General features: G+C 63.8%; 24 protein-coding genes. 14 read left to right on the forward strand and 10 right to left on the reverse strand.

All coding sequences use genetic code 11. The features are described from left to right. Positions 1-77: 77 nt before the first annotated feature. Complete coding sequence (gltX, locus tag LJD17_RS09100; RefSeq protein ID WP_227383858.1) at positions 78-1,508, reverse strand: glutamate--tRNA ligase; 1,431 nt, start codon at positions 1,506-1,508, stop codon at positions 78-80. A 132-nt stretch (positions 1,509-1,640) separates the two neighbouring features. Here gltX and LJD17_RS09105 point away from each other — a divergent pair, with 132 nt between their 5' ends. Beyond that, entirely contained in the window at positions 1,641-3,926 is a 2,286-nt protein-coding gene (locus LJD17_RS09105; RefSeq protein ID WP_227383859.1) for a ComEC/Rec2 family competence protein, read from the forward strand. On the opposite strand, the gene lexA is transcribed toward LJD17_RS09105, so the two are convergent. From lexA to LJD17_RS09145, 8 genes are all read right to left on the reverse strand, one after another. Then, positions 3,904-4,608, reverse strand: coding sequence for a transcriptional repressor LexA (gene lexA, locus LJD17_RS09110; RefSeq protein WP_227383860.1), 705 nt, complete (start codon positions 4,606-4,608; stop codon positions 3,904-3,906). The genes LJD17_RS09105 and lexA overlap by 23 nt on opposite strands. 109 nt (positions 4,609-4,717) lie before the next feature. Next, positions 4,718-5,962 (reverse strand): molybdopterin molybdotransferase MoeA, encoded by a 1,245-nt coding sequence (locus LJD17_RS09115; protein ID WP_227383861.1) that lies wholly within the window; start codon positions 5,960-5,962, stop codon positions 4,718-4,720. Positions 5,963-5,972: 10 nt separating this feature from the next. After that, positions 5,973-6,449 carry a cyclic pyranopterin monophosphate synthase MoaC gene (gene moaC, locus LJD17_RS09120; protein ID WP_227383862.1) on the reverse strand — a complete coding sequence of 159 codons (477 nt, stop codon included), beginning with the start codon at positions 6,447-6,449 and terminating at the stop codon, positions 5,973-5,975. Next, positions 6,446-7,246 (reverse strand): indole-3-glycerol phosphate synthase TrpC, encoded by an 801-nt coding sequence (trpC, locus tag LJD17_RS09125; RefSeq protein ID WP_227383863.1) that lies wholly within the window; start codon positions 7,244-7,246, stop codon positions 6,446-6,448. The genes moaC and trpC overlap by 4 nt, the downstream gene beginning before the upstream one ends. 13 nt (positions 7,247-7,259) lie before the next feature. After that, entirely contained in the window at positions 7,260-8,273 is a 1,014-nt protein-coding gene (trpD, locus tag LJD17_RS09130; RefSeq protein WP_227384290.1) for an anthranilate phosphoribosyltransferase, read from the reverse strand. 4 nt (positions 8,274-8,277) lie between these two features. Further along, positions 8,278-8,907 (reverse strand): anthranilate synthase component II, encoded by a 630-nt coding sequence (locus LJD17_RS09135; protein ID WP_227383864.1) that lies wholly within the window; start codon positions 8,905-8,907, stop codon positions 8,278-8,280. A gap of 58 nt (positions 8,908-8,965) precedes the next feature. Continuing rightward, positions 8,966-10,486: an anthranilate synthase component I gene (trpE, locus tag LJD17_RS09140; protein WP_227383865.1), complete on the reverse strand. Its 1,521-nt coding sequence runs from the start codon at positions 10,484-10,486 to the stop codon at positions 8,966-8,968. 4 nt (positions 10,487-10,490) lie between these two features. Further along, the gene (locus tag LJD17_RS09145) at positions 10,491-12,389 is read right to left on the reverse strand and encodes a SurA N-terminal domain-containing protein (protein ID WP_227383866.1); all 1,899 of its coding nucleotides are present in this window, start codon (positions 12,387-12,389) and stop codon (positions 10,491-10,493) included. A 135-nt stretch (positions 12,390-12,524) separates the two neighbouring features. Between LJD17_RS09145 and tpiA the strand changes: the two genes are divergently transcribed. The 7 genes from tpiA (at position 12,525) to LJD17_RS09180 (ending at position 19,208) form a co-directional block, all read left to right on the forward strand. Next, positions 12,525-13,292, forward strand: coding sequence for a triose-phosphate isomerase (gene tpiA, locus LJD17_RS09150; RefSeq protein ID WP_227383867.1), 768 nt, complete (start codon positions 12,525-12,527; stop codon positions 13,290-13,292). 126 nt (positions 13,293-13,418) lie between these two features. Further along, positions 13,419-13,841, forward strand: a complete 423-nt coding sequence (gene secG / locus LJD17_RS09155; RefSeq protein WP_227383868.1) for a preprotein translocase subunit SecG — start codon at positions 13,419-13,421, stop codon at positions 13,839-13,841. Between the two features lie 107 nt (positions 13,842-13,948). Next, a complete protein-coding gene (locus LJD17_RS09160; RefSeq protein WP_227383869.1) occupies positions 13,949-15,577 on the forward strand; it encodes a CTP synthase in 1,629 nt (542 codons plus the stop codon). 52 nt (positions 15,578-15,629) lie between these two features. After that, positions 15,630-16,493 (forward strand): VOC family protein, encoded by an 864-nt coding sequence (locus LJD17_RS09165; protein ID WP_227383870.1) that lies wholly within the window; start codon positions 15,630-15,632, stop codon positions 16,491-16,493. A 64-nt stretch (positions 16,494-16,557) separates the two neighbouring features. After that, positions 16,558-16,959, forward strand: coding sequence for a DUF350 domain-containing protein (locus tag LJD17_RS09170; RefSeq protein WP_227383871.1), 402 nt, complete (start codon positions 16,558-16,560; stop codon positions 16,957-16,959). A gap of 94 nt (positions 16,960-17,053) precedes the next feature. Beyond that, the gene (gene kdsA / locus LJD17_RS09175; protein WP_227383872.1) at positions 17,054-17,914 is read left to right on the forward strand and encodes a 3-deoxy-8-phosphooctulonate synthase; all 861 of its coding nucleotides are present in this window, start codon (positions 17,054-17,056) and stop codon (positions 17,912-17,914) included. Positions 17,915-18,035: 121 nt separating this feature from the next. Continuing rightward, positions 18,036-19,208 carry an MFS transporter gene (locus tag LJD17_RS09180; protein WP_227383873.1) on the forward strand — a complete coding sequence of 391 codons (1,173 nt, stop codon included), beginning with the start codon at positions 18,036-18,038 and terminating at the stop codon, positions 19,206-19,208. Here the strand turns inward: LJD17_RS09180 and queF are convergent. Continuing rightward, the gene (queF, locus tag LJD17_RS09185; RefSeq protein WP_406600783.1) at positions 19,190-19,642 is read right to left on the reverse strand and encodes a preQ(1) synthase; all 453 of its coding nucleotides are present in this window, start codon (positions 19,640-19,642) and stop codon (positions 19,190-19,192) included. The two genes, LJD17_RS09180 and queF, sit on opposite strands and share 19 nt — an antisense overlap. A 122-nt stretch (positions 19,643-19,764) precedes the next feature. On the opposite strand from queF, the gene eno reads away from it, so the two are divergent. From eno to LJD17_RS09215, 6 genes are all read left to right on the forward strand, one after another. After that, positions 19,765-21,048, forward strand: coding sequence for a phosphopyruvate hydratase (eno, locus tag LJD17_RS09190; protein ID WP_227383874.1), 1,284 nt, complete (start codon positions 19,765-19,767; stop codon positions 21,046-21,048). Positions 21,049-21,179: 131 nt separating this feature from the next. Next, positions 21,180-21,509 (forward strand): FtsB family cell division protein, encoded by a 330-nt coding sequence (locus LJD17_RS09195; protein WP_227383875.1) that lies wholly within the window; start codon positions 21,180-21,182, stop codon positions 21,507-21,509. Positions 21,510-21,664: 155 nt separating this feature from the next. After that, on the forward strand, positions 21,665-22,714 hold the full coding sequence (gene pdhA, locus LJD17_RS09200; RefSeq protein WP_227383876.1) for a pyruvate dehydrogenase (acetyl-transferring) E1 component subunit alpha: 1,050 nt from the start codon (positions 21,665-21,667) through the stop codon (positions 22,712-22,714). Between the two features lie 45 nt (positions 22,715-22,759). After that, positions 22,760-24,226, forward strand: a complete 1,467-nt coding sequence (locus tag LJD17_RS09205; protein WP_227383877.1) for a pyruvate dehydrogenase complex E1 component subunit beta — start codon at positions 22,760-22,762, stop codon at positions 24,224-24,226. A 4-nt stretch (positions 24,227-24,230) separates the two neighbouring features. Next, entirely contained in the window at positions 24,231-24,527 is a 297-nt protein-coding gene (locus LJD17_RS09210; RefSeq protein ID WP_227383878.1) for a DUF5076 domain-containing protein, read from the forward strand. A gap of 85 nt (positions 24,528-24,612) precedes the next feature. Then, complete coding sequence (locus tag LJD17_RS09215) at positions 24,613-26,049, forward strand: pyruvate dehydrogenase complex dihydrolipoamide acetyltransferase (protein WP_227383879.1); 1,437 nt, start codon at positions 24,613-24,615, stop codon at positions 26,047-26,049. Positions 26,050-26,087: the final 38 nt, after the last annotated feature.

Consider the following 26,087-nt stretch of genomic DNA (forward strand, 5'->3'; position numbering starts at 1 on the left):
GCCGGTCGGTGGGAGGATGGGTTTGGGTAGCTTATCCATACGGAGGGGGCAAGCACGTCTAAAGGAGAGTGCGCCTGCTATGCAGCAGGCGCAGCGCTGAGCTGATCGCCGAGACGTGACAGGGTTTCATCCTTGCCGAGCACGGCCATGACGTCGAAGAGACCTGGCGAGGTCGCGCGGCCGGTGAGGGCGGCGCGCAAAGGCTGAGCGACCTGGCCGAGCTTCGCGCCGATAGCCTCGGCATGCTCGCGCACGACGGCCTCCACGTTCGCCGCGGTCCAATCCTGGACGGCGGCGAGCTTGGCGCCGATCCCGTTCAGCCTCGCCGCACCATCGGCAAGCAGGCCTTTGGCCTTTTCATCGAGATGCAGCGGCCGCTGCGCATAGAGGTAGTAAGCGCTGTCGAGGAGTTCCACGAGGTTTTTCGCGCGCTCCTTCAGACCCGGCATGGCGGCGATCAGCTTTTCACGGAGTGCAGGCGTAAAGGTGCGCCCGAGATGATGCTCGTCGCCGTCGAGCTCCGGGAGGAGCTGCTCCAGCGCTTCCACGAGCTCTTCGTCGCTGCTCTGACGCATGTAATGGCCGTTGAGATTCTCCAGCTTGGCGAAATCGAAGCGGGAAGGGGAACGCCCGATATTCTTCAGGTCGAAAGCGTCCACCATTTCCTGGGTCGAGAAGATCTCCTGGTCCCCATGGCTCCAGCCGAGGCGGACAAGATAGTTCCGCAGCGCGACCGGGAGATAGCCCATGCTGCGATAGGCTTCGACACCGAGGGCGCCATGACGTTTGGAGAGCTTGGCGCCGTCCGGTCCCAGGATCATCGGGACATGGGCCATCTTCGGCACGTCCCAGCCGAGGGCTTGGTAGATTTGAGTCTGGCGGGCCGCATTGGTCAGATGGTCGTCACCCCGGATCACGTGGGTCACGTTCATGTCGTGATCGTCAACGACGACGGCGAGCATGTAGGTCGGCGTTCCGTCGGAGCGGAGAAGAACGAGGTCGTCGAGATCCTTGTTCTGCCACACCACACGCCCCTGCACCTCGTCCTCCACCACGGTCTCGCCTTCCGTAGGGGCCTTGAGGCGGATGACGGGCTTTACATCGGCAGGTGCTTCGGATGGGTCCCGGTCGCGCCAACGGCCGTCATAGCGCAGAGGACGGCCTTCGCGGCGGGCGGTCTCGCGCATTTCCTCGAGTTCCTGAGGGGTGGCGTAGCAATAATAGGCGCGTCCCTTGGCCAGAAGGGACTCGGCGACCTCGCGGTGCCGGGCGGCGCGCGCGAACTGGTAGACGACGTCACCGTCCCAGGAAAGGCCGAGCCAGCTCAAGCCGTCGATGATGGCTTGGATCGCTGCTTCCGTGGACCGCTCCCGATCCGTGTCCTCGATGCGCAGGAGCATCTTGCCCCCGTGCCGCTTGGCAAAAAGCCAGTTGAACAAGGCCGTGCGCGCCCCGCCGATGTGCAGGAAGCCGGTGGGAGAGGGGGCAAAGCGGGTGACGACGGTCATCGGTGTAAGAAACCTTGGCAAAAAGCGAGGCCGTGAGGCTCCGCGGGAGTTATCGACTCACATCCACAGGCGGACTTGGCTGAAACGTGGCGTCGTCTACCATGTAATCCACCCTGACGTTAAGCCGCAGCAATGAACGACATCGACAAGAGGGAGCAAAGCCGTCCACCGCGCCTCGCCGCGCGGGCCGTGGCGTTGCCGGTCAGGTTGGTACCGGCGATCGGAGCGGGAGCATGGACCATCCTTCCGGAGATCCCAAGTTGGATCAGGCGCGAGCTGTCCGTCGAGGTCGTCCAGCGGCGGCTTTTTCCCTGGATTGCGGTTTGCTTCGGTCTTGGCATCATACTGTTCTTCCAAGCGGACGAGCCCACTCTCTGGGCTCCGCTGGTCGGTATGTTCGCCAGTTGCGCCGGTGCGTGGCTTTTCCGGCAGAGCCTACCGGCCTTCGCACTCTGCGTTGGGCTCGGCGCTCTCTTTGGGGGCTTCGCCGCAGGGGTATTCCGCACTCAAGCGGTGACCGCGCCAATCCTCTCCCGCATCACCATCGCTACGACCACCGGGTTCGTTGAAACCGTGGAAAATAGGGGCGAGGGGAGGCGCGTTCTCCTGCGTGTCAGAACCATTGAGGGCTTACCGCCCGAGGCAACCCCGAAGTTCGTGCGCGTGAATGCCCGCAAGGGCGAGAATTTGGCGCCGGGCCAGTTCATCGAAGCAAAGGCCCGCCTCCTGCCTCCGCCCCAGCCGGAATGGCCCGGCGGATACGACTTCGGACGCGATGCCCGATATCGTGAGATCGGTGCCGTCGGATCGCTTCTGGGAGGCGCGAAAGCGCTGCCTGCCGCGCCGGAGCGCCCTTGGCTCCTGAGCGTGAGCGCATCGGTCGATGCCGCCCGCAATGCCCTCACGCAGCGGATTGCCTCCACCATCGGCGGCGCGGCCGGCGGCGTCGGTGCGGCGCTCGTGACCGGAAAACGGGGTCTGATCGGCGAGTCGACCAATGACGTGCTCCGGTCTGCCGGGATCTATCACATCGTCTCTATTTCGGGGCTTCACATGGTCCTTGCCGCCGGGACCTTCTTTTGGCTTACACGGGCACTGCTCGCTCTCACGCCTGCGCTTGTCCTCCTCTGGCCGATCAAGAAGATCTCCGCATTGGCCGCGATGATCGGTGCCACGGCTTATTGTATCTTCACGGGGTCCGACGTAGCGACCGAGCGCTCTCTCATCATGACGTTGGTGATGTTTGGGGCGGTTCTGGTCGATCGCCCTGCCTTGAGCATCCGTAATCTCTCGGTGGCTGCGCTCCTGGTGCTTGCCCGGGAGCCCGAGTCGCTGCTCGGTCCGAGCTTTCAAATGTCGTTTGGAGCTGTCGCGGCACTGACGGCTTTTGCTCCCTTGTTGACCCTGAAAATCCCGGAAAGCTCCTTGCCGACGGTCTTCGGAACGATTGGACACTGGGCTCTGAGGCATATGTGGAGCCTCTTTGCGACCACGCTGATTGCAAGTCTCGCGACGGCGCCGTTCGCCGCCTACCATTTTCAGACGATCAATCCCTACGGATTGATCGGCAACGCTCTCGCGCTGCCGCTGGTATCGATCGTGGTGATGCCGTCCGCCGTTCTTGGAGTGCTGGCCTATCCCTTTGGCCTGGACGGTCCTGTTTGGCAGGTGATGGGATACGCGGTGAACCATGTGCTCGGCATTTCCGCCTGGGTCGGCGGTATCAGCGGGGCGACGATGATCGTGCCGGCCCTCGGGGTTGCGGCTTTCGGGGCCTTGAGCGCCGCTCTCCTGATGCTGACGCTTCCCGCATCGTCGCTTCGATGGTTCGCGGCCGTGCCGATCGGTGCGGGTTTGCTGGCGGCAGCCCCTGCACGCTACGACGCTTTCGTCGATCGGGAGGGCGCGGGAGCGGCGGTCCGCAATGCGGCAGGGCTGCTCACCCTCGTCGGCAAACCATCCGCCTTCGTGGCGGAACAGTGGCTGCGGGCCGATGGAGATGGAAGACGCACGGACGATGCCGGTTTGAAACGAGATGCCCGATGCGACAGGACCGGCTGCATCGTCGAGGGCGACGGCGGCCGGACAATCGCCTTTGTTCAGGAGTTTTCAGCCTTCGAGGAGGACTGTCGCCGCGCGACTGTCGTGTTGTCCCGGCTCAAAGCGCCGCCCTCCTGCGAAGCCAGTCTCGTTCTCGACCGGGAAGCCTTGGCGGCTCGCGGAGCCACGACCCTTCGCTTCCAGGATCCGGCGACAATCGAGGTACGTTCCGTTCGAAAAGGAACGGAACGCTTCGCAGTGAAAGCGGCTCATCGCGAGATCGCGGCGCAGACTATGCAGGATCGGCCGGCAAAGGCCCCGCCGATCCCGGAGCAGGATCTTCCCGAGGAGGAAGTCAGTAGCGACGAACGAGACTGACGAGCTTGCCCTGGATCTTGACCCGATCCGGACCAAGCACGCGGGTCTCATAGGCTTGGTTGGCGGCCTCCAGCGCAATGGAGGATCCACGGCGGCGAAAACGCTTCAGGGTCGCCTCCTCGTCATCGATGAGAGCCACGATGATATCGCCCGTGTTGGCCGTATCCTGCTTGCGGATCACCACCAGGTCACCATCCAGAATACCGGCCTCCACCATCGAGTCGCCACGGACCTCGAGGGCGTAATGCTCGCCCTGGCTGAGGAAATCGTTCGACAGGGTGATGGAATGGCTGCGATTCTGGATAGCGGAGATCGGCGTACCAGCCGCGATCCGCCCCATGACCGGGATCGCCATGTCGCGGTTCTTGTCTTCCGCAACCGGCATCGGTGCGGCCTTGGCCTTGCCTGCAAGGCCACCCTCGACGACGCTCGGCGTGAAACGCTTCTGTCCCGATGCCCCGCCGACCGTCTCCGGCAGCCGGAGAACCTCCAGCGCCCGGGCCCGGTTCGGCAAGCGGCGGATGAAGCCGCGCTCTTCCAAGGCGGTGATCAGGCGGTGGATACCGGACTTCGACTTGAGATCGAGAGCATCCTTCATTTCGTCGAAGGATGGCGGAACACCGGATTCGCGCAGCCGCTCATGAATGAAGCGGAGCAATTCGTGCTGTTTACGCGTCAGCATGGCTGGCCCTTACTGCTCCGCAGAGGAGCGATTCTGAAAACAAAGCAGGAACAGGTTAGCTGTTCTTGCTGTGTTCTGCAAGCCTATGGCTACGCTCTCGTAACCAAAATCAACAGAATCGCCCGAGGCGGATGATGCGGCAGGCCTCTCCGGCGAGGGCCGCCGGAGCACGAGGCGGCCTGACAAGGAGGGCTTCGGAGCGTCCGAGAATGCCGAGCATGGACGAATCCTGCCGCGTGTGCGGCTTCACCGCAGGCACGACGAGGGGACCCGCGGACGTCGTGACTTCATGCCATGAGAGTTCCGCCCGCATATAATCCTGGCGGTCGCCGTTGGCAGGCAGATCCGTGCCCAGCACGGCGCTCTCCGTGAAATCCGCGCCGGCATCGGGGTCTCCACACAGGGCACGGATCAAAGGGATCAGGAAGAGAATACCGCACACGAGGGTCGATACGGGATTGCCCGGAAGCCCAAGGACCAACATCTTGCCGAGGCGACCGGACATCAGCGGCTTGCCGGGTTTCAGGGCGACGCGCCAGAAACCCAGCTCCATGCCTTGCTGCGCGAGCGCCTTCTGCACCAGATCATGCTCGCCGACCGAGGCGCCGCCGAGGGTGACCAGGATATCGGCGTCGGCCGCTCGTGCCGCCGCGAGGCGGTCGTTGAGCGACGCGAGCGTATCGCGGGCGATGCCGAGATCGATCGGCTCGGCGCCTGCCTTTTCCACGAGAGCCATGATCGAGGGAAGGCTGGAGGCCGTGATCTGATCGGGGCCGGCGACCTCGCCGGCGCGCACGAGTTCGTCGCCGGTGGCAAGGATCGCCACGCGTGGGCGCCGCCGCACTGGGACTTCGCCGTGACCCATGGATGCGGCAAGGGCGATGTGGCGGGCGTCCATGCGACGGCCCTTGAAAAGAAGAACGTCGCCGTTCTTGAAGTCGAGACCCGCCGACCGGATATGGCGCTGCGGTCGCGGGGCTTCCTTGAGCACCACTTGGTCGCCGTGAGCCTCCACGTCCTCCTGGAGAACGACGGCGTCGGCTCCCTCCGGCAACGGAGCGCCCGTGAAAATCCTCACCGCTTCGCCTGGACCGACATGCCCGCCGAAGCGATGACCGGCAGCGCTGGTGCCGATCACACGCAACGTGCCCGGAACGGCAGGCACGTCGGCACTTCGCACGGCATAGCCGTCCATAGCGGAAGCCGGGAAGGGGGGCTGATCGCACCGGGCCGCCACATCTTCCGCCAAAGTGCGACCGGCGCCGGCATTCAGCGGAACGCGCTCGGCATCGACCGGGCCCGGCACGCTCGCCAGAATCCGGCCAAGGGCCTCGTCCACGGAGATCAGGCTCATGGAAACGCCCTCACGGTGCTTCGAACAATCCGGAACGTCCGCCGCTCTTCATCCGAAGGCGGATGTTGTCGATCCGCATGGTTCGGTCCGCGGCCTTGACCATGTCGTAGATCGTCAGGCACGCAATCGAAACGGCGGTCAGTGCCTCCATCTCGACTCCGGTCTGGCCCGAGACCTTCACCTCCGCCGTTACGCGAACGCCTGGAAGCTCCTCATCGAGAGCGCAATCGACTTTGACCTTGGAGATCAGCAAGGGATGGCAGAGCGGGATCAGCTCGTGGGTCCGCTTCGAGGCCATGATGCCGGCGAGACGGGCCGTGCCGAGCACGTCTCCCTTCTTGGCGTCCCCCTGACGGATCAGCGCGACCGTTTCGGGATTCATCACCACCTCGCCCTCGGCTATCGCCGTGCGGCTCGTGACGTCCTTCTCCGAAACATCGACCATGTTGGCCGAACCGGACGCATCGAGGTGGGTGAGCTTGGTCATGCGGCGTCGCCGAACAGAAGGCGCCGCGTCGCCGTCGCGACGTCGGCCTGGCGCATGAGGCTTTCCCCCACGAGGAATGTGCGGATCCCGACCTGTCCGAGCCGCTCGATGTCCTGGATCGTGAAGATGCCGCTTTCCCCGACAACGATGCGATCGGACGGAATGAGCGGCGCGAGTTCCTCGCTCACGGCCAGCGATACCTCGAAGGTTCGCAGGTTCCGGTTGTTGATGCCGAGAAGCTTGGTGCCGAGCGGGAGAGCGCGCTCGAGTTCAGCCCGGTCGTGAACCTCGACGAGCACATCCATGTGAAGGTCATGAGCCGTGTCGACGAGAGTGCGCGCCTGCGCATCGGACACGCTCGCCATGATGACCAGGATGCAATCCGCGCCCCATGCCCGCGCTTCATAGACCTGATACGGCTCGAAGAGAAAATCCTTCCTGAGGGCCGGAAGGCCGGAAGCCTCGCGCGCTTGCGCAAGATATTCGGGCTTTCCTTGAAAGGAAGGACTATCGGTGAGAACGGACAGGCATGTCGCGCCTCCTTGCGCGTAAGCCTTTGCGAGCGACGGCGGATCGAAATCCGCACGGATCAGGCCCTTTGAAGGACTGGCCTTCTTGACTTCCGCGATGAGCGCCGGCCTTTCTTCGGAAAGATGCCTTTCGATCGCCGCCGCGAAGCCGCGCGGCGCTGAAGCCTCCCGCGCCCGTCGCTCGATCTCGGATGGCGGAATGGCTGCCTTCGCGGCAGCGATCTCCTCGCGCTTATAAGCTTCGATGCGGGCGAGCACGTCGCTCATGGTCTTGCTCCGCTCAGGCGTTCGATACTTGGATCAGGCGAACAAGGGCCGCCTTCGCGGCGCCGCTGTCGAGGGCGCGGGTCGCACGGTCAAGGCCATCGCGCAGATCGGAGGCGGCATCGGCAATCACCAGGGACGCGGCGGCATTCAGGAGGGCAACGTCCCGGTAGGGAATGCGCGCACCTTCCAAGACGGCGCGCAGCTGCGAGGCATTGTGTTCCGGATCGCCGCCTTTCAGGTCTTCCGGTTTCGCGACCGGCAGGCCGACTTCCTCCGGGGTCACGGTGAAGCGGCGCACCGTTCCGTTTTCCAGGGCGGCCACGTGGGTCGGGCCGGTCGTGGTCATCTCATCGAGACCATCGGAACCGTTCACCGCCCAGAGCTTCTTGGCGCCGAGCTCCTTCATGACCTGCGCCAGCGGCTCGAGCCATGCTTCCGAGAACACGCCGAGAAGCTGACGTGAAACGGAGGCCGGGTTTGCGAGAGGACCAAGGAGGTTGAAGATCGTGCGCGTCCCGAGCTCAACCCGCACGGGAGCCACGTGGCGCATGGCGGCATGGTGAGTCTGCGCGAACATGAAGCAGAGCCCCGCTCGGTCGAGGCACTGCTCCAGCCCCTCGGGATCAAGCCCGAGCTTAACGCCGAGCGCCGACAGCACATCGGCGGTGCCGGACTTGGACGAGGCCGCGCGGTTGCCGTGCTTCGCGACTTTGACACCGGCCCCGGCGACGATGATCGACGCCAGCGTCGAGATGTTGTAGCTACCCGAATGATCGCCGCCAGTGCCGACGATGTCGATGGCGCCGTCGGGAGCGTTCACCTTCAGCATCCGGCCCCGCATGGCGGAGACCGCACCGACGATCTCCTCCAGCGCTTCCCCACGTACCCGCAACGCCATCAGGAATGCGCCGCTCTGGGCAGGGGTCACCTCGCCGGAGAGAATATCGTCGAAAGCCGAACGGGCCTCTTCGCGCGTCAGCGACGCGCCGGTGGCGACCTTGGCGAGATAAGACTTGAAGGATTCCATCGGTTCAGTGCCCGGCTGCGGGAGCGTCGTTGCGTCCCTGGCGATGCGCGGCATTCCAGGCCGCCGCGAGATCGAAGAAATTGCGCATGATCGTCACACCATGCTCCGAGAGGATGCTCTCGGGATGAAACTGCACCCCATGCACGGGAAGCGAGCGGTGGGACAGGCCCATGATCAGCCCGTCCGCGGTTTCCGCCGTCACGGCAAGATCGGCCGGACACGTTTCACGGTCGACGATCAGCGAGTGATAGCGCGTCGCCTTGAAAGGACCGTTGAGTCCCCGGAAGATCGTCTCGCCGCGATGCTCCACATCGGACACCTTGCCGTGCATCGGTATCGGCGCACGGCTGACCGTGCCGCCATACACCTGGCCTATGGTCTGCAGGCCCAGGCACACGCCGAAGGTCGGGATCGCGGCGCCTGCCCGTTTCACGAGATCAAGGCAAATCCCCGCCTCATTCGGGGTGCAGGGACCCGGAGACAGCACGATGGCATCGGGTGACGCCTTCAGCACATCGTCCGTGGTGAGCGCATCGTTGCGCACGACCTCGACCTCCGACACCAGCGGTGCAACGAGATGCACCAGATTCCAGGTGAAGCTGTCGTAATTGTCGATGACGAGAACGCGGGTCATGGTGTCCCGACGTTTGCGCATGGAAGAAGGGAGGTCAAGCGAAGCGTCGCCGCCGGGGTCATTGGCCGATCCTCGCGCGGCTCGCGAAGCGAACGGCATCTTCGGCTGCGCGAAACAGGGCCTTGGCCTTGTTGATGCATTCCTGTTGCTCGGATTCGGGATCGGAGTCGTAAACGATGCCGGCGCCCGACTGCACAGCCATGCGACCGTCCTTGACGAGAGCCGTCCTGAGCACGATGCAGGTATCCATCTGGCCGTCGGCGCCGAAATAGCCGATGCAGCCTGCATAAGGTCCCCGTTTGTGCTTCTCGAGCTCGTCGATGATCTCCATGGCACGCACCTTGGGGGCACCGGAGACCGTCCCGGCCGGGAACCCGGCGACGAGCGCCGCGAGGGCATCGAACTTCGGATCGAGGCTCCCCTCCACGTTCGAGACGATGTGCATCACCTGACTGTAGAACTCGAGAAAGAACGAGTCCGTGACCTCGACGGAACCCATCGAGGAGACGCGCCCCACGTCGTTTCGTCCGAGATCGAGGAGCATCAGATGCTCGGCGCGCTCCTTCTGGTCAGCCAGAAGGCTCTCGGCATGTGCGCGGTCTTCCGCAGCGGTAGCGCCACGGGGACGCGTTCCGGCGATCGGACGGATCGTGACCTTGCCATCCCTGACCCTCACGAGGATCTCCGGCGAGGAGCAGACGATCTGGAACTCCTCGAAATCCAGATAGCAGAGGAAGGGGGCAGGATTCACCCGCCGCAGGGAACGGTAAAGGGCGAAGGCAGGAAGCGGAAAATCCGTTTCGAAGCGTTGAGACAGCACGACCTGAAAAATGTCGCCGGCTCGGATGTATTCCTTCGCCTTAGCCACCATGGCCTTGAATTCCTCCGGGGTCGTGTTCGACACCGGGGGCTCGAAATGGATGGCCGTGGGATCCGTTCGGTCGTCGATCGGAAGCGGACTGTCGAGAGCGAGGCTGACCTCATCGAGGCGAGACAGGGCCGTCTCATAGGCGGCTTTCGCCGAGACACCGGTTTGCGGCCTGACAGGCGTGATTAGGAAAACCTCATCCTTCACCGCGTCGAAGACAACCATAACGGTCGGCCGGACCAGAATGGCGTCCGGAACCTCGAGCACATCCGGGTTCGGCTCCGGCAACCGCTCCATCAGGCGAACCATGTCGTAGCCGAGGTAGCCGAAGAGGCCGGCTGACATCGGTGGCAGGTCCTTTTCCAAGGGCAGGGCGCTTTCGGCGATCAGCGCTCTCAAGCTCTCCAGGGGTGGGCGGGTGTCGGGCTGAAAGTCCTGAGCATGGCTCAATGCCCTGCGGTCGATCGATGCCTTGCCCTCCTGGCAGCGCCAGATGAGGTCTGGATCGAGGCCAATCATCGAGAACCGGCCTCGAACCGCGCCGCCTTCGACGGATTCGAGCAGAAACGCAGGTCCTCTGCGCCCTTGCCGCAGTTTCAGAAAAGCCGCGACCGGGGTCAGGAGATCGCCCACGAGGCTGGTGCGGAGAACGCCCGCCTCTCCGGCCTCGTAAGCCCTGGCAAATGTCTCGAAATCCGGAGTGATGACCATCGCCTTAGAGTTCGCCGCCCGTCGCCTGGCGCAGGGCCTGCTGATTGATGGTGACACCAAGCTCCTTGCGGACCTGGGCGATATATTGGTTGATCAGGTCGTCGCCCATTCCGTTGCGAAGCTGCGTCTCAACTCGCTGTGCTTCGGGGGCGGTGGCGACGAAGGGCGGAACCGTCGCCGACGTCACCTTGAAGACCGCGCGGGTGTCGGCGCCCGTCGCCGTATTCCCTGCCTTGCCGACCGGAACCGAGAAGATGCGGTTTACGGCATCGGCTGAAAGGTCGTCCTTGGCCGCCGAGCGGGCGAGATCCGTCGCCGTTTTGACTTCGGCGCCCGCACTCTGCGCCGCCGCCTCGATGGCTTCACCCTTCTCGACGCGCTCGGTGAGATCACGGGCCTTGTCGGCAAGGCGCTTCGAAATCTCGTCCTCCCGCCACTGGGCGGCCACTTGGTCACGGACCTCATCGAGGTTCTTCTCGCGGGACGGCTCGATGCCCGTCACGTCGAACCAGATATAGCCGCCCTCGGTGGTCCGCAGGGGCTCGTTGTCGACCCCGATATCGGACGCGAAGGCCGCTTTCACGACCGCGTCGCGATTGGGAATGTCGACCGGATTGCCCGCCTTGTCCCGGCCCTGGTTGTCGATCGCCGGGATCTGAACCAGATTGAGGCCCTTCTCCTTGGCGATTTCCGCAATCGGACGGGCACCGGCACGCTGGTCCTCGATGGCGTCGTGAATGTCTTCCATCTGTCCACGCGCACGGGCCTGGGCGATTTCGGCCCGGATCTCGCCGGCGACCTCCTCGAACGGACGGACCGCTTCAGGCTGAATATTGGTGACGCGCACCAGAACGGGACCGAACCGGCCGGCCACGGGGCCGCTGGTCGCTCCCTGATCGAGCGTGAAGGCGGCATCGGCCACGGCCGGATCGAGCATTTCCGCCCTCGTAAAGGTGCCGAGCTCAAGGTCCTGGGGCGCAACATTGCGCTCCTGGGCTATCGTGTCGAAGGTCGCCCCTTCCTTGATGCGCTTGAAGGCGGCTTCGGCCTCTTCCTGATTCGGGAAGCTGATCTGCTGGATCGTCCGCTTTTCCGGCGTTCCGAACTTGGCCTTTTCCTGCTCGTAGCGCTGGCGGGCCTCGTCATCGCTGACGGCGTCCGGCTTCGCGGCCGCTGCGGTATCGAGCACCATGAAGGACACCGAACGGTATTCGGGGGCCTGGTACGAGGACTTGCGGTCGTTGAAGAAGCTCTGGAGCTGCTCCGGGGTCGGCGCGGGAAGATCCCCCGCCATCGCTGCCGTCAGGACGAAATAGGACGCGGCACGACGCTCGGTGGTGTACCGGTTCATCGCCTCGCGGGCGGCCATCGGCACGGTCAGATCCCCGGCGATGGCTTCCGCAAGGTGAATACGGGCCATGGCATTGCGCTGCTCGCGCACGAATCCGGCCTCCGTCAGGGAGGCGTTGCGCAGGGCCTGGTCGAACAGGGCGCGGTTGAATTGTCCGTCAGCCCCCCGGAAGGTCGGGTCGTCGAGGATGGAGCGGGCCACGAGCTGATCGGAAACGGAAAGGCCCAGCTTCTGGGCCTGCTCCGACAGGACCGCCTCGTTGATCAGATTGGAGAGAACCTGCTGGTCGATGCCGAAAAGGCGCGCCTGATCCGGGGTGATGACGGTACGGAACTGGCGTCCAAGCCGCTGCAGCTCGTTGTTATAAGCCACCCGGACGGTTTCGACGCCGATCTCCGTCTTGCCGACCTGGACCACCGTCGTCGGCGGCGTCGCCCGGAAGATGTCGCCGATGCCCCAGATCGCGAAGCTGACAATCAGGAGGCCGAAAAAGATGGCGATGATCGTCTTGCCGATCAGACCTTGCCCGGCCTTGCGCATTCCTCGAAGCATAGCGAACCCGTTCTCTCGAAACTCGTTAGAGACGGCGATAACCGATCATAAGCCCGGGGAAAAGGGCAAGTCTGGTTGAAAGAGGCTTCAAGTCTCTGATAGTGCCACCTTATCAAGCGTCACAGGAGTGCCTGAATGAGCGTCGATCGGCCGCGCCCGCTGGTAGCGGGCAACTGGAAGATGAACGGACTGAAGTCGTCCGCCAAGGTCATGAGCGAGATCCAAGCCGGATACACGCCCGGCCTGAGGGCCAAGGTGGAACTCGCCGTTTGCCCGCCCGCCACGCTTGTCGGCATGTTCGCCCTGATGGCCGTCGGCTCCCGGGTCGCGGTAGGCGGCCAGGATTGCCATGCCAAGGAGACGGGGGCCTTTACCGGGAACCTGTCCGCCGAGATGCTGGCCGATGCGGGCGCCGCCTATGTTCTGGTCGGGCACTCGGAGCGTCGGCAATATCATGGCGAGAAGGATCAGGACGTCTGCGCCAAGGCCCTTGCGGCCCGTAGGGCCGGCCTGACGGCCATCATCTGCATCGGCGAAACCCGCGAGGAGCGGGAGGCCGGCCGCACGCTGGCGGTCGTGAAGAAGCAGCTTCGAGGGTCCGTCCCGGCCGATTCGAATTCGCAGAACATCGTCATCGCCTATGAGCCTGTCTGGGCCATCGGCACCGGCCTGACCCCGACGGCCGCCGACGTGGCCGAGGTTCACGCCCTGATCCGTGACGAGTTGCGGCGGCTGGTTGGAAAAGGGGACCATGCCAAGGTCCGGATCCTGTATGGCGGCTCCGTCAAGCCGTCGAACGCGGCCGAGCTGATGGCTGTGGAGAACGTCGACGGGGCCCTCGTCGGAGGAGCAAGCCTTGTCGCCGCGGACTTTCTGGGGATCGCCGGGGCTTATCTGGGCTGACGTTTCGGCAAAAGGGTGCTTGCGGGTCTTTGATCCCGTACACACCTATGCTACAGCCCGCCCAACGAAGAGATGAATGCGAGCGGCTGGCGCCCTTCGGCGCGGCCGCTTGAGGTTTTTGGAACGATGCAAACAGTTCTCATCATTATCCACCTGATCATTGTTCTGGCGCTGATCGGCGTGGTTCTCCTGCAGCGCTCCGAGGGCGGCGGCATGGGCCTCGGCGGCGGTGGAGGCGGCGGCGTCTCCGGCTTCATGACCGGTCGCGGTCAGGCCAACGCCCTGACCCGGACCACGGCGATCCTGGGCGGGCTCTTCTTCATCACCAGCCTGGTCCTGACGATCATGGCGGGCTACAGCGGCGCTCCGCGCTCCATCATCGATGGAGCGTCCCCGGTCGCACCGGCTGGCCAGCAGGCTCCCGCGGGCGGTCAGGGCGGCAATGTCCTCGAGCAGCTCCAGCGCATGCAGGGCGATCAGCCGGCCAATCCGGCGCCGACCGCTCCGGCCCCCGCGCCGACAGCGCCTCAGGTGCCTCAGTCGCAGTAATCTGACGATCAGGGCCGGAACTTCCGGCCCTCTCTTTTTGTGGATGGCAATCGAGCGGACCGGTTCGTTCTTGCGAATCGGCGCTCATTTTTGATGGATAGGGGTCCATGACGCGGTACGTATTCATCACCGGCGGCGTGGTGTCTTCGCTCGGCAAGGGCTTGGCTTCAGCGGCCCTCGGAGCACTTCTCCAGGCACGCGGTTACAAGGTTCGGCTCCGCAAGCTCGATCCTTATCTGAACGTCGATCCGGGGACGATGAGCCCCTACCAGCACGGCGAAGTCTTCGTCACCGACGACGGGGCGGAGACCGATCTCGACCTGGGGCATTACGAGCGCTTCACGGGCGTTCCCGCCACCAAGGCCGACAACATCACGACGGGCCGGATCTATCTCGACATCATCACCAAGGAACGGCGGGGCGATTATCTGGGCGCCACGATCCAGGTGATTCCCCACGTGACGAACGCCATCAAGGACTTCGTCGTCACCGGCAACGAGGGCTTCGACTTCGTTCTGGTGGAGATCGGCGGCACGGTCGGCGACATCGAAGGCCTGCCGTTCTTCGAGGCCATCCGCCAGCTCGGCAACGATCTGGAGCGCGGCCAGGCGATCTATACCCACCTGACCCTCCTGCCGTTCATTCCCTCCGCCGGCGAGCTGAAGACGAAGCCGACCCAGCATTCGGTGGCTGAGCTGCGCTCCATCGGCATTCAGCCGGATATCCTGCTCTGCCGTACCGATCGGGAAATCCCCCGGGACGAGCGCCGCAAACTTGCCCTTTTCTGCAATGTCCGTGAAACGGCCGTGATCGAAGCAAGGGACGCTCCGTCGATCTACGACGTGCCGCTCGCCTATCACGAGGCGGGTCTCGACAGCGAGATTCTCGCAGCGTTCGGCATCGAGAATGCCCCCGCGCCCGATCTCAGCCGGTGGACCCGCATTTCGAGCCGGGTCCACAATCCGGAAGGCGAGGTGACCATCGCCGTCGTCGGCAAGTACACGGGCCTCAAGGACGCCTATAAGTCCCTCATCGAGGCGCTTCACCATGGCGGCATCGCCAATCAGGTGAAGGTGAATCTCAACTGGATCGAGAGCGAGATCTTCGAGCGCGAGGACCCGGCTCCCTTCCTGGAAGGTATTCACGGCATCATGGTCCCGGGGGGCTTCGGCCAGCGGGGCGCGGAGGGCAAGATCCGCGCGGCACGGTTCGCCCGCGAGCGGAAGGTGCCGTATTTCGGCATCTGCTTCGGCATGCAGATGGCGGTGATCGAGGCGGCCCGCTCCCTGGCCGGCATCGAGTCGGCGAGCTCTACGGAATTCGGCCCGACTTCCGAGCCCGTCGTCGGCCTGTTGACGGAGTGGCTACGCGGCAACGAGCTGGAAAAGCGCGCGGCGGACGGCGATCTCGGCGGCACGATGCGCCTTGGCGCGTATCACGCCTCCCTGAAGCCCGGCAGCAAGGTGGCGGAAATCTACGGCGGAACGGAGATTTCCGAACGTCACCGCCACCGCTACGAGGTCAATATGGGCTATCGCGAGCAGCTGGAACGGAAGGGCCTGCGCTTCTCCGGCGTCTCTCCCGACGGAGTGCTGCCGGAGATCGTGGAGTACGAGGATCATCCCTGGTTCATCGGTGTGCAGTACCACCCAGAGCTGAAATCCCGCCCCTTCGAGCCGCACCCGCTCTTCAAGAGCTTCATTCACGCGGCCGTGGAACAGAGCCGACTGGTATAACCGACAACAACGCCGCGGCATCGTGTGCCCCGCGGGAACATGGAAGCCGAACATGAGCCGCCGCATCGACCATCTCGTGGTTGCCGTCCGCGATCTCGATCAGGCCGCGGCGTTTTATAAGCGCCTCGGCTTCCAGGTCGGAACGCGAAATCGCCATCCCTGGGGCACGGAAAACCGCATCATCCAGTTCCGAACCTCGTTCATCGAGCTGATCACGATCGGGGAGGGTGCGGCCATCGCGGCTCCCACGGATCGTGCCTTCAGCTTCGGCGCCTTCATTCGCGACTATCTGCAGGACCGGGAAGGCCTGGCGATGCTGGTGCTCGACAGCCAGGATGCGGAAGCAGATGCACGAGCCTTTGCCCAGGCCGGGATCGGAGCTTTCGAACCCTTCCATTTCGAGCGGAAGGGCGTGCGGCCGGACGGTTCGGAAGTCCATGTGGCCTTCAGCTTGGCCTTTGCGGCCATGCCGTCCCTGACCCGTGCGGGCTTCTTCGTCTGCCAGCAGCACTACCCGGAGAATTTCTGGAATCCGGCGTTCCAGATTCACGACAACAGGGCAGAGGACGTCGCCGTCGTGGCTCTCTCGATCCCGGACCCGGATCGTCACGAGGGGTTCCTGCGGGCTTTCACCGGAGAAGTGCCGAGCCGCCCCTCCCTGAACGACCTGTCCTATCGATTGGCCGGAGGGCACCTGGACGTCATGACCCCGGACGATGCCGGGGAGAGCTACGGATCCGTGGAAGCGGAGATGGACCAGCCGTCCTTTGTGGCGTTCACGGTGCGGATCGACGACGTCGCCCGGCAGGCCAAATGGCTCGAGGCCGCCGAAATACCCTTTGTCCATATCGGCACGCGGCTCGTCGTTCCGGCAAGCGCGGCCATGGGCGTCGCGGTCGCGTTCGAAGCAACGTAATATAAGCCGCGAATCGGCCCATGAATCTGGGCTCCAAACGAACATGATCCAAGGGGGACAGATCATGGCTTCTTCTCTGGCGGGCTTGCCCGATTTTCTGATCTTCTTCGTGATCGCGACAGTGCTGGTGGCGCTTTATCTCGCCATTTATACCCTCGCGACGATGCACAATGAGTTCGCTCTCATCCGCCAAAATGTGATCTCGGCGGCAACCTCGCTGGGGTTCAGTCTCGTCGGCTTCGCGTTGCCGCTTGCGAGCGCCATCGTGCATGCCCAATCCATCGTCGATTGTCTGGTCTGGGGGCTCGTGGCTCTCGCGGTGCAGATCGTGGTCTATTGGCTCGTCCGCATCGTGATGCCGAACCTTTCCCAGAGGATTGCCGCAGGGGAGATGGCCGCCGCGCTCTTCCTCGGCGCCGCATCCCTCTCGGCGGGCATCATCAACGCGGCGGCCATGACGTTCTGACGCGCCGGTGCGGGGTCGCTCCTGCGGAAACCTGCCGCATCGGTCAGGTTTCCGCGGCTTTGCCTCCCGGCGCAAAACAGGGTAGGGACGGCTCATGAACGCATCGACATCCAACGCCACTCAACCTCAAACGGTCGTGGAGGCAGGCTCCGTCCGCTTCGGCAACCATCTGCCGTTGAGCATCATTGCCGGACCCTGCGCCATAGAGAGCCGCGATCATGCGCTCGAGATGGCCTCCGCCCTGAAGGAAATCACCGCCAAGCTCGGAATCGGGCTGGTGTACAAGTCGTCCTTCGACAAGGCGAACCGCACCTCCATCGCAAGCGCCAGGGGCATCGGCATCGAAAAGGCGCTGTCGATCTTCTCCGAAGTGAAGGAAAAGTTCGGCCTGCCCGTCCTAACCGACGTGCACGAGAACGATCAATGCGCGCCCGTCGCCGAGGTGGTGGATATTCTCCAGATCCCGGCCTTCCTGTGCCGCCAGACGGATCTTCTGGTGGCTGCGGCCAAAACGGGGCGGGTCGTCAATATCAAGAAGGGTCAGTTCCTCGCTCCCTGGGACATGGCGAATGTTGCCGCGAAGGTTACGGCTGCCGGTAATCCCAACGTCATGCTGACCGAGCGCGGCGCTTCGTTCGGCTACAACACCCTGGTGTCGGACATGCGCGCCCTGCCTGTGATGGCTGAAACCGGAGCACCGGTGATTTTCGACGCCACACACTCCGTGCAGCAGCCCGGCGGAAACGGGGCAACGTCCGGAGGACAAAGGGAATTCGTGCCGGTTCTTGCCCGGGCGGCGGTCGCGGTCGGGGTCGCGGGCGTCTTCATCGAGACGCATCAGGATCCCGACAAGGCTCCTTCCGACGGCCCGAACATGGTGCCCTTGAAGGAAATGGAAGCGCTCCTGACCCGGCTCAAAGTCTTCGACGCGCTCGCCAAGGGTGCTGAGGCCTGACAAAACATAAGGCGACTTATGCTTCCTGCCCAGGGGAGATGCGCGCCGCCGTTGCTGCGCGGCCTCGGTCTCACGTGTTAAGGAGCAGGACCGTTCCGCCTTCTCCACCCCGTGAAAAGTCATGTCGTCCCGCAACCTGATCCGGATTCTCGCCGTCAGCGGTTTTGCCGGCACCTTTTCGTCCCGCGCCGTCGAGCCGATGGTGGGGATCATTGCCCGGGATGTGGCCGCCAGCCCTCAGACCGTTGCGCTGCTGTCCGCAGCCTTTGCCCTGCCTTACGCCTTCATCCAGCCGATTCTTGGTCCGATCGGCGATGCACTCGGCAAGGAGCGCGTCATGAAGGTCGCCCTGGCGCTCCTTTTCGTCGCGCTGGCGGGGTCCGTGATCGCCCCGAACCTCACGGTTCTGTTTCTCCTGCGTATCGTCGCCGGCACGGCGGCGGGCGGCGCGGTGCCGCTGTCCATCGCTCTCATCGGCGACCGGGTCGAGATGGCGCAGCGTCAGGTCGCCTTGAGCCGCTATCTGGTCGCGGTGATCATGGGCCAGTTGGCCGGATCGTCCCTTGCGGGCCTGATTGCGGAATTCGTCGGTTGGCGCGGCGTCTTCACGCTCTCCACCGTCATGATGGCCTGCGCTCTCGCCGCGACCGTTATCGGCTTCCGTCACGCGGCACCGGGTGGACGCTTCGACCTCGGGGCTGCCCTGCGGCGCTATCGCGAGATTCTCTCCAACCCCCGCGCCCTGGCACTTTTCAGCCTCGTGTTCGTGGAGGCGACCGCGATTTTCGGGATCTTCCCCTACGTGGCGCCTCTCCTAGAACAAACCGGGGGAGGCGGGGCCGCTCAGGCCGGGTTCGCAATCGGAGGCTTCGCGGTCGGCGGCCTCATTTATTCCGTTCTCGTGACCTGGCTTTTGAAAACCCTCGGGATTCCACGGATTCTTGTCACCGGGGGAATCTTCGCGTCCGTAGCCCTGGTCGCTCTGGGCCTGACGACCGATTGGACGTCTTATGGGGCTGCCATGGTCCTGATGGGTCTCGGCTTCTACATGCTGCACAATACTTTCCAGGCCCAGGTTACGGAGGTCGCCCCTTCGGCCCGGGCCTCCGCCGTTGCGCTTCATGCCTTCTCGTTCTTCGTCGGCCAGGCTCTTGGTGTCGTCTTCATGGGGTTCGGCCTGCGCCATATCGGCCTCACCCCTTCGACGGGCATTGCCGCCGCCATTATTCTCGGCGTCGGCGTCACGGCTTCCGTTGTCCTGATGCTGCCCCGGTTTCAGACCCGGGGCCGATAGGGCGCGACACCCTGGTCCGGGAGCCAGAGATTCTTGGGAAGTTCTCCCGTTTGCCAGAAAACATCGATGGGGATGCCGCCGCGCGGATACCAATAGCCACCGATGCGGAGATAGCGGGGCTCGAGAAGGCCGGCCAGCCGCTTGCCGATGGCAACGGTGCAATCCTCATGAAAAGCCCCATGATTGCGGAAGCTGTGCATATAGAGCTTCAGGGACTTCGATTCGACGAGCCAGGGGCCCGGAACGTAATCGATCACGATGATCGCGAAGTCCGGCTGACCGGTTACCGGGCAGAGGGACGTGAATTCCGGCACCGTGAAGCGCGCCAGATAATCCGTGTCCTGATGGGGGTTGGGAACCCGATCGAGAACCGCCTCCTCGGGAGAGCCGGGCAGGGAAGATGCGTGACCAAGCTGGAGATGAGTGTCCGTCACCGTAATTGACCTTGGATGGTTGTGTTGAAACGTACCGTCGTCCTTGCTCACCTCTGCGTTTCGGTCAATAAGCCCATGAATGACGTGAGGCCGCACCTTTCGCCCAATCCTGGAGCTTGTTCATGACCGCAATCATCGACGTCCATGCCCGTGAGATCCTCGACAGCCGTGGCAATCCCACGGTCGAGGTGGATGTGACCCTGGAAGACGGCTCCATGGGCCGGGCTGCGGTTCCGTCCGGCGCTTCCACCGGCGCGCATGAGGCGGTCGAGCTTCGGGACGGCGACAAGAAGCGCTATCTCGGCAAGGGCGTCACCAAGGCGGTGGATGCCGTCAACAACGAGATCCTGGATGCTATCGGCGGGCTCGATGCCGAGGAGCAGGTTCTCATCGACGAGACGATGATCGCGCTCGACGGCACGCCCAACAAGTCGCGCCTCGGCGCCAACGCCATTCTCGGCGTGTCACTGGCCGTCGCCAAGGCGGCCGCCGATGCCGTGACGCTACCGCTCTATCGCTACGTCGGCGGCACGCAGGCCCGGGTCCTGCCGGTTCCGATGATGAACATCATCAACGGCGGCGCTCATGCGGACAACCCCATCGACTTCCAGGAATTCATGATCATGCCCGTGGGCGCCCCGACCCTGTCGGAAGCCGTGCGCATGGGCGCCGAGGTGTTCCACACCCTGAAGAAGGCCCTCAAGGACGCCGGTCACAACACGAACGTCGGCGACGAGGGCGGTTTCGCCCCCAATCTGCCTTCCGCGGAAGCCGCTCTCGATTTCATCATGAAGTCGATCGAGCAGGCGGGATACAAGCCGGGCCAGGACATGGTGATCGGTCTCGATTGCGCCGCCACCGAGTTCTTCAAGGGCGGCGCCTACCATTATGAAGGCACGGGACAGAAACTCTCGCCCCAGCAGCAGGCCGAGTACCTGGCAAAGCTCGTTTCCGCCTATCCCATCGCCACCATCGAGGACGGCATGTCCGAGGACGACTGGGAGGGCTGGAAGGCAGTGACCGATCTCGTCGGCGACAAGTGCCAGCTCGTGGGCGACGACCTGTTCGTCACCAACGTGAACCGTCTCTCGCAGGGGATCGCGAAAGGCGTCGCCAACTCCCTGCTCGTGAAGGTGAACCAGATCGGCTCCCTCACCGAAACCCTCGCCGCCGTCGATATGGCTCAGCGTGCCGGCTATACGGCCGTCATGTCCCATCGTTCCGGCGAGACCGAGGATTCGACGATTGCCGACCTCGCGGTTGCAACCAATTGCGGGCAGATCAAGACCGGATCCCTTGCCCGTTCGGACCGGCTGGCCAAGTACAACCAGCTCATCCGGATCGAGGAGGAGCTCGGGGAACAGGCCCGCTATGCCGGCCGGTCGGCCCTGAAGGCCCTGGCCTGACGGTTTCCGTTCGATCCATCCCGAGAAAGCCGCCGAGAGGCGGCTTTTCTTTTGAGCGCTCGCCGGCCGATACCGCGCAAGAGCGACGCCTCTAAACCCCTCCTTAACCATGGTGGATCTAAGATTCCCCCATGGTCATTCGCAGGCGTGCAAGACGAATTCTCATCCCGCTGGTGCTCTACAGCATCTCGGCGGCCGTTGCCGCTTACTTCGTCCATCACGCCCATAGCGGAGCGCGGGGCTTCGAGGCGCGGGAGCACTATGAGGCGCAAGCCGCCGATCTCAACAAGGAGCTCGAGGGTCTGAAGACCGAGCGGGGCGACTGGGAGCGGCGCATCGCGCTTTTACGGAACGACCAGATTGATCGGGATTTGTTAGAAGAACGGGCTCGCGTCATCCTGGGACGTGTGCACCGCAACGATCTTGTGATCATCCTCGGAAATGAGGAGTCCAAGCCGTAATTTCCGCTTAACTTAATTTCAGTTTATTGAAAATTCATTTGAACTTATAATGGGTTAGCGCGTTCACTGTAGTATTGAAACGCGACTTCCGCCCTCTCGCTTTCCGATTCCGAGTGCGCTACATCTTTAGTCGAGGAAACCCTTCGGAGGACCCGATGGCTGTTGCTGCCCGCAAGGCGGGCCGCGCTGGATCTGGCGCGGCCAACAAGACGAAACAGGCTCTTAACTCTCCACAATTCGAAAAGGACCAGGATCTTCACGCTTATCGTGAAATGCTCCTGATCCGCCGCTTCGAGGAAAAGTCCGGCCAGATGTACGGCATGGGACTCATCGGCGGCTTCTGTCACCTTTATATCGGCCAGGAAGCTGTCGTCGTCGGCATGCAGATGGCGACCAAGGAAGGCGACCAGGTGATCACCGGCTACCGGGATCACGGTCACATGCTGGCCTGCGGCATGGACGCTAAAGGCGTCATGGCCGAGCTGACGGGCCGACGGGGCGGCTTGTCCAAGGGCAAGGGTGGCTCCATGCACATGTTCTCCAAGGAAAAGCACTTCTACGGAGGCCATGGCATCGTCGGAGCTCAGGTCTCCCTCGGAACCGGGATCGCGTTTGCGAACCGCTATCGCGAAGACGACAGCGTGTGCCTGACCTATTTCGGCGACGGCGCCGCGAACCAGGGCCAGGTCTACGAGAGCTTCAACATGGCGGAGCTGTGGAAGCTCCCTGTCGTGTACGTGATCGAGAACAACCGCTATGCCATGGGCACCGCGGTGAGCCGCGCGTCCGCGCAGACGGATTTCTCCAAGCGCGGCGTCTCGTTCAACATCCCCGGCGAGCAGGTGGACGGCATGGATGTGCGCGCGGTTTACGCCGCTGGCCAGCGGGCCATCGAACATGCCCGTTCCGGCAAGGGTCCGTACATTCTGGAGATGCAGACCTACCGCTATCGCGGGCACTCCATGTCGGATCCGGCCAAGTACCGCACGAAGGACGAAGTGACTCGCATGCGCGAAGAACACGATCCGATCGAGCAGGTGCGGCGTCGCCTTCTGGAAAGCTGGAAGCTCTCCGAGGACGAGCTGAAGTCGATCGACAGCCGCGTCCGCGAGATCGTCAACGAGGCGGCCGAGTTCGCCACGCACGATCCCGAGCCCGATCCGTCGGAGCTCTACACCGACATCCTTCTCGAGGCGGCGCGCTGAGCGCCCTCGAACTTCGCCGCAGCGACAATCACACAAGAGTCTTCCATGGCGATTGATATTCTCATGCCCGCCCTTTCTCCCACGATGGAGCAGGGCAAGCTGGCCAAATGGCTGAAAAAAGAAGGCGATCCGGTCAAGCCGGGCGACGTTCTTGCGGAAATCGAAACCGACAAGGCGACCATGGAGGTCGAGGCGATCGACGAGGGGATCCTCGCCAAGATCCTCGTCTCCGACGGAACTGACAACGTGGCGGTGAACACACCGATCGCGGTGCTCGCCGGCGAGGGCGAGGATGTCTCGGCGGCCGCCGCCAAGGCGCCTGCGCAGGGCGGCGGCGGGCCTCCTCCCGCGCCGGGTCCGAGCGCACCACAGCCCGCTCCGGTTCCCGACATGCAGGCGGAAGGGATGACGGATCGTCCCGCGCCCATCAATCGGTCCGACGCGGACCGGCCCGCGCAGCCGGCCGCGCCGTCCGTCATCACCAATCGCTCGACCGACAAGGCGATGGCCGAGATCCCGGAAGGCACCGAGATGGTCAACATGACCGTTCGCGAGGCGCTGCGGGATGCGATGGCCGAGGAAATGCGCCGGGACGAGAACGTCTTCGTCATGGGTGAGGAAGTCGCCGAATACCAGGGCGCCTACAAGGTCACTCAAGGGCTGCTGCAGGAATTCGGTGCCCGCCGCGTCATCGACACGCCGATCACCGAGCACGGTTTTGCCGGCGTCGGCGTCGGCGCGGCCTTCACGGGCCTGCGTCCCGTCGTCGAGTTCATGACCTTCAACTTCGCCATGCAGGCCATTGACCAGATCGTGAACTCCGCCGCCAAGACCCTGTACATGTCCGGCGGACAGCTCGGAGCTCCCATCGTGTTCCGCGGGCCGAACGGCGCTGCGGCGCGGGTGGCGGCGCAGCACAGCCAGGACTATGCGGCATGGTATTCCGCCATTCCGGGCCTGAAGGTCGTGGTGCCGTACTCGGCATCCGATGCGAAGGGTCTCCTGAAGAGCGCGATCCGCGATCCGAACCCGGTCATCTTCCTTGAGAACGAGATTCTGTACGGACAATCGTTCCCCGTTCCGAAGCTCGACGACTTCACGATTCCGATCGGGAAGGCCCGCATCCATCGCGAAGGCAAGGATGTGACCATCGTGTCCTTCGGCATTGGAATGACCTACGCGCTCAAGGCGGCGCAGGAGCTCGAGGCGGAAGGCATTCAGGCGGAAGTCGTCGACCTGCGCACGATCCGCCCGATGGATACGGAAACGGTGGTCGCCTCGGTGATGAAGACCGGTCGCTGCGTCACGGTGGAAGAAGGTTATCCGCAATCTGGCGTCGGCGCCGAAATCGCCGCCCGGATCATGGAGCATGCCTTCGACTACCTCGATGCTCCGGTCGTTCGTGTCACCGGCAAGGATGTGCCGATGCCTTATGCGGCCAACCTCGAGAAGCTGGCGCTTCCGACGGTCGGCGAGGTCGTGCAGGCGGTGAAGACCGTTTGCTACAGGTGACGTCATGGCTGAACGGAAGTTCGAAGCTCTCAATATTCCGCCCGATGCTCTCGAAAACGGCGGCATCGAGATTCTGAGGGCTTCGGTGTCGGAAGGGGCGGTGAGCATCGCGCTGCGCCGCGCCTTCGACGATCCGTTTACCTGGGGCGTGCTCCTTGTGGATCTCGCCCGTCATGCGGCCCGGATCTATGCCATGGAAACCGACCTCTCCGAAGAGGAGGCCATGCAGGAGATCGTTGCCGGTATTCAGGCCGAGTTGGACGATCCGTCCAACCCTGGCTCGACCCAAGCCATCAATTAGAGTTCTCCGGAGAGCCCTTCGCGGGCCCTCCGGAAAAATCACGCGGTTCAACAACCCCTCATTCGGTCAGGATCCTTAGAACGCCATGCCCATCAATATCCTGATGCCTGCGCTTTCACCCACCATGGAAAAGGGCAACCTCGCCAAGTGGCTGAAGAAGGAAGGCGACACGGTGAAGTCCGGCGACGTGATCGCCGAAATCGAAACCGACAAGGCCACCATGGAGGTGGAGGCCGTGGACGAGGGCATCCTCGCCAAGATCCTGGTGGCCGAAGGCACCGCGGACGTGCCGGTGAACCAGCCGATCGCACTGATTGCCGGTGAAGGCGAGGACCCGAAGAGCGTGAGCGCTCCGGCATCGGGAGCCCCGGCACCCAAGGCAGAGACTGCTCCGGCGCCGCAAGCGGCACCGGCCGCTGCGGCTCCGCAGCCTCAAGCCAACACGGTTTCGGGCGACGCGGCGGCGCACATGTCCTACGCCCGCGTCGATCAGGCGCCCGCCGGGCCCGCGCAGGCGTCCCGGCCGAACGGCGCGAGCCAGGGCAACGGGGCCGGCCAAGGCGGCAATCGCATTTTCGCTTCCCCGCTGGCCAAGCGCATCGCCAAGGAGGCCGGCCTCGATCTCGCGCCCATCCAAGGCTCCGGCCCGCACGGGCGCGTGGTGGAAAAAGATGTGCGCGCCGCTATCTCCGGGGGCACCGCCAAACCAGCAACAGCGCCGGCCGCCACTCCGGCTCAGGCTCCGGCCGCGAAGCCTGCTGCTCCGCAGCTCGCATCCAGCATGGGCGCGGATCAGGTGAAGGCCATGTTCGAGGCCGGCACCTACGAGGAAGTGCCGCTCGACGGCATGCGGAAAACCATTGCCAAGCGTCTGGTCGAGTCGAAGCAGACCGTCCCGCACTTCTATCTGTCCCTGGATTGCGAGCTTGACGCCCTGATGGCCCTGCGCGAGCAGATCAATGCCGCAGCCACCAAGGACAAGGACGGCAAGCCCGCCTACAAACTGTCGGTGAACGACTTCGTCATCAAGGCTCTCGCCATCGCGCTTCAGCGCGTGCCGAATGCCAACGCCGTGTGGGCGGAGGATCGGATCCTGAAGATGAAGCACTCGGATGTGGGCGTGGCCGTCGCCATCGAGGGTGGCCTGTTCACGCCGGTGATCCGCAAGGCGGAGCAGAAGACCCTCACAGCCATCTCGGCCGAGATGAAGGATCTGGCCGGTCGCGCCCGCAACCGCCGCCTGAAGCCGGAGGAATATTCCGGCGGCTCCACGGCGGTCTCGAACCTCGGGATGTTCGGCATCAAGAACTTCCAGGCCGTGATCAATCCGCCCCAGGGCACGATCCTCGCGGTCGGCGCGGGCGAACAGCGGGTCGTGGTCAAGAACGGCGCTCCTGCCGTCATCCAGGCCATGACCGTGACGCTCTCCTGCGACCACCGCGTCGTCGACGGCGCCTTGGGCGCCGAGCTTCTCGCAGCATTCAAGGTGCTGATCGAGAATCCGATGGGGATGCTGGTCTAACCGTAACGTCATGGCCGGCCTGGTGCCGGCCATCCACG

The sequence above is a fragment of the Microvirga rosea genome (assembly GCF_020595095.1).
Lineage (GTDB): Bacteria > Pseudomonadota > Alphaproteobacteria > Rhizobiales > Beijerinckiaceae > Microvirga > Microvirga rosea.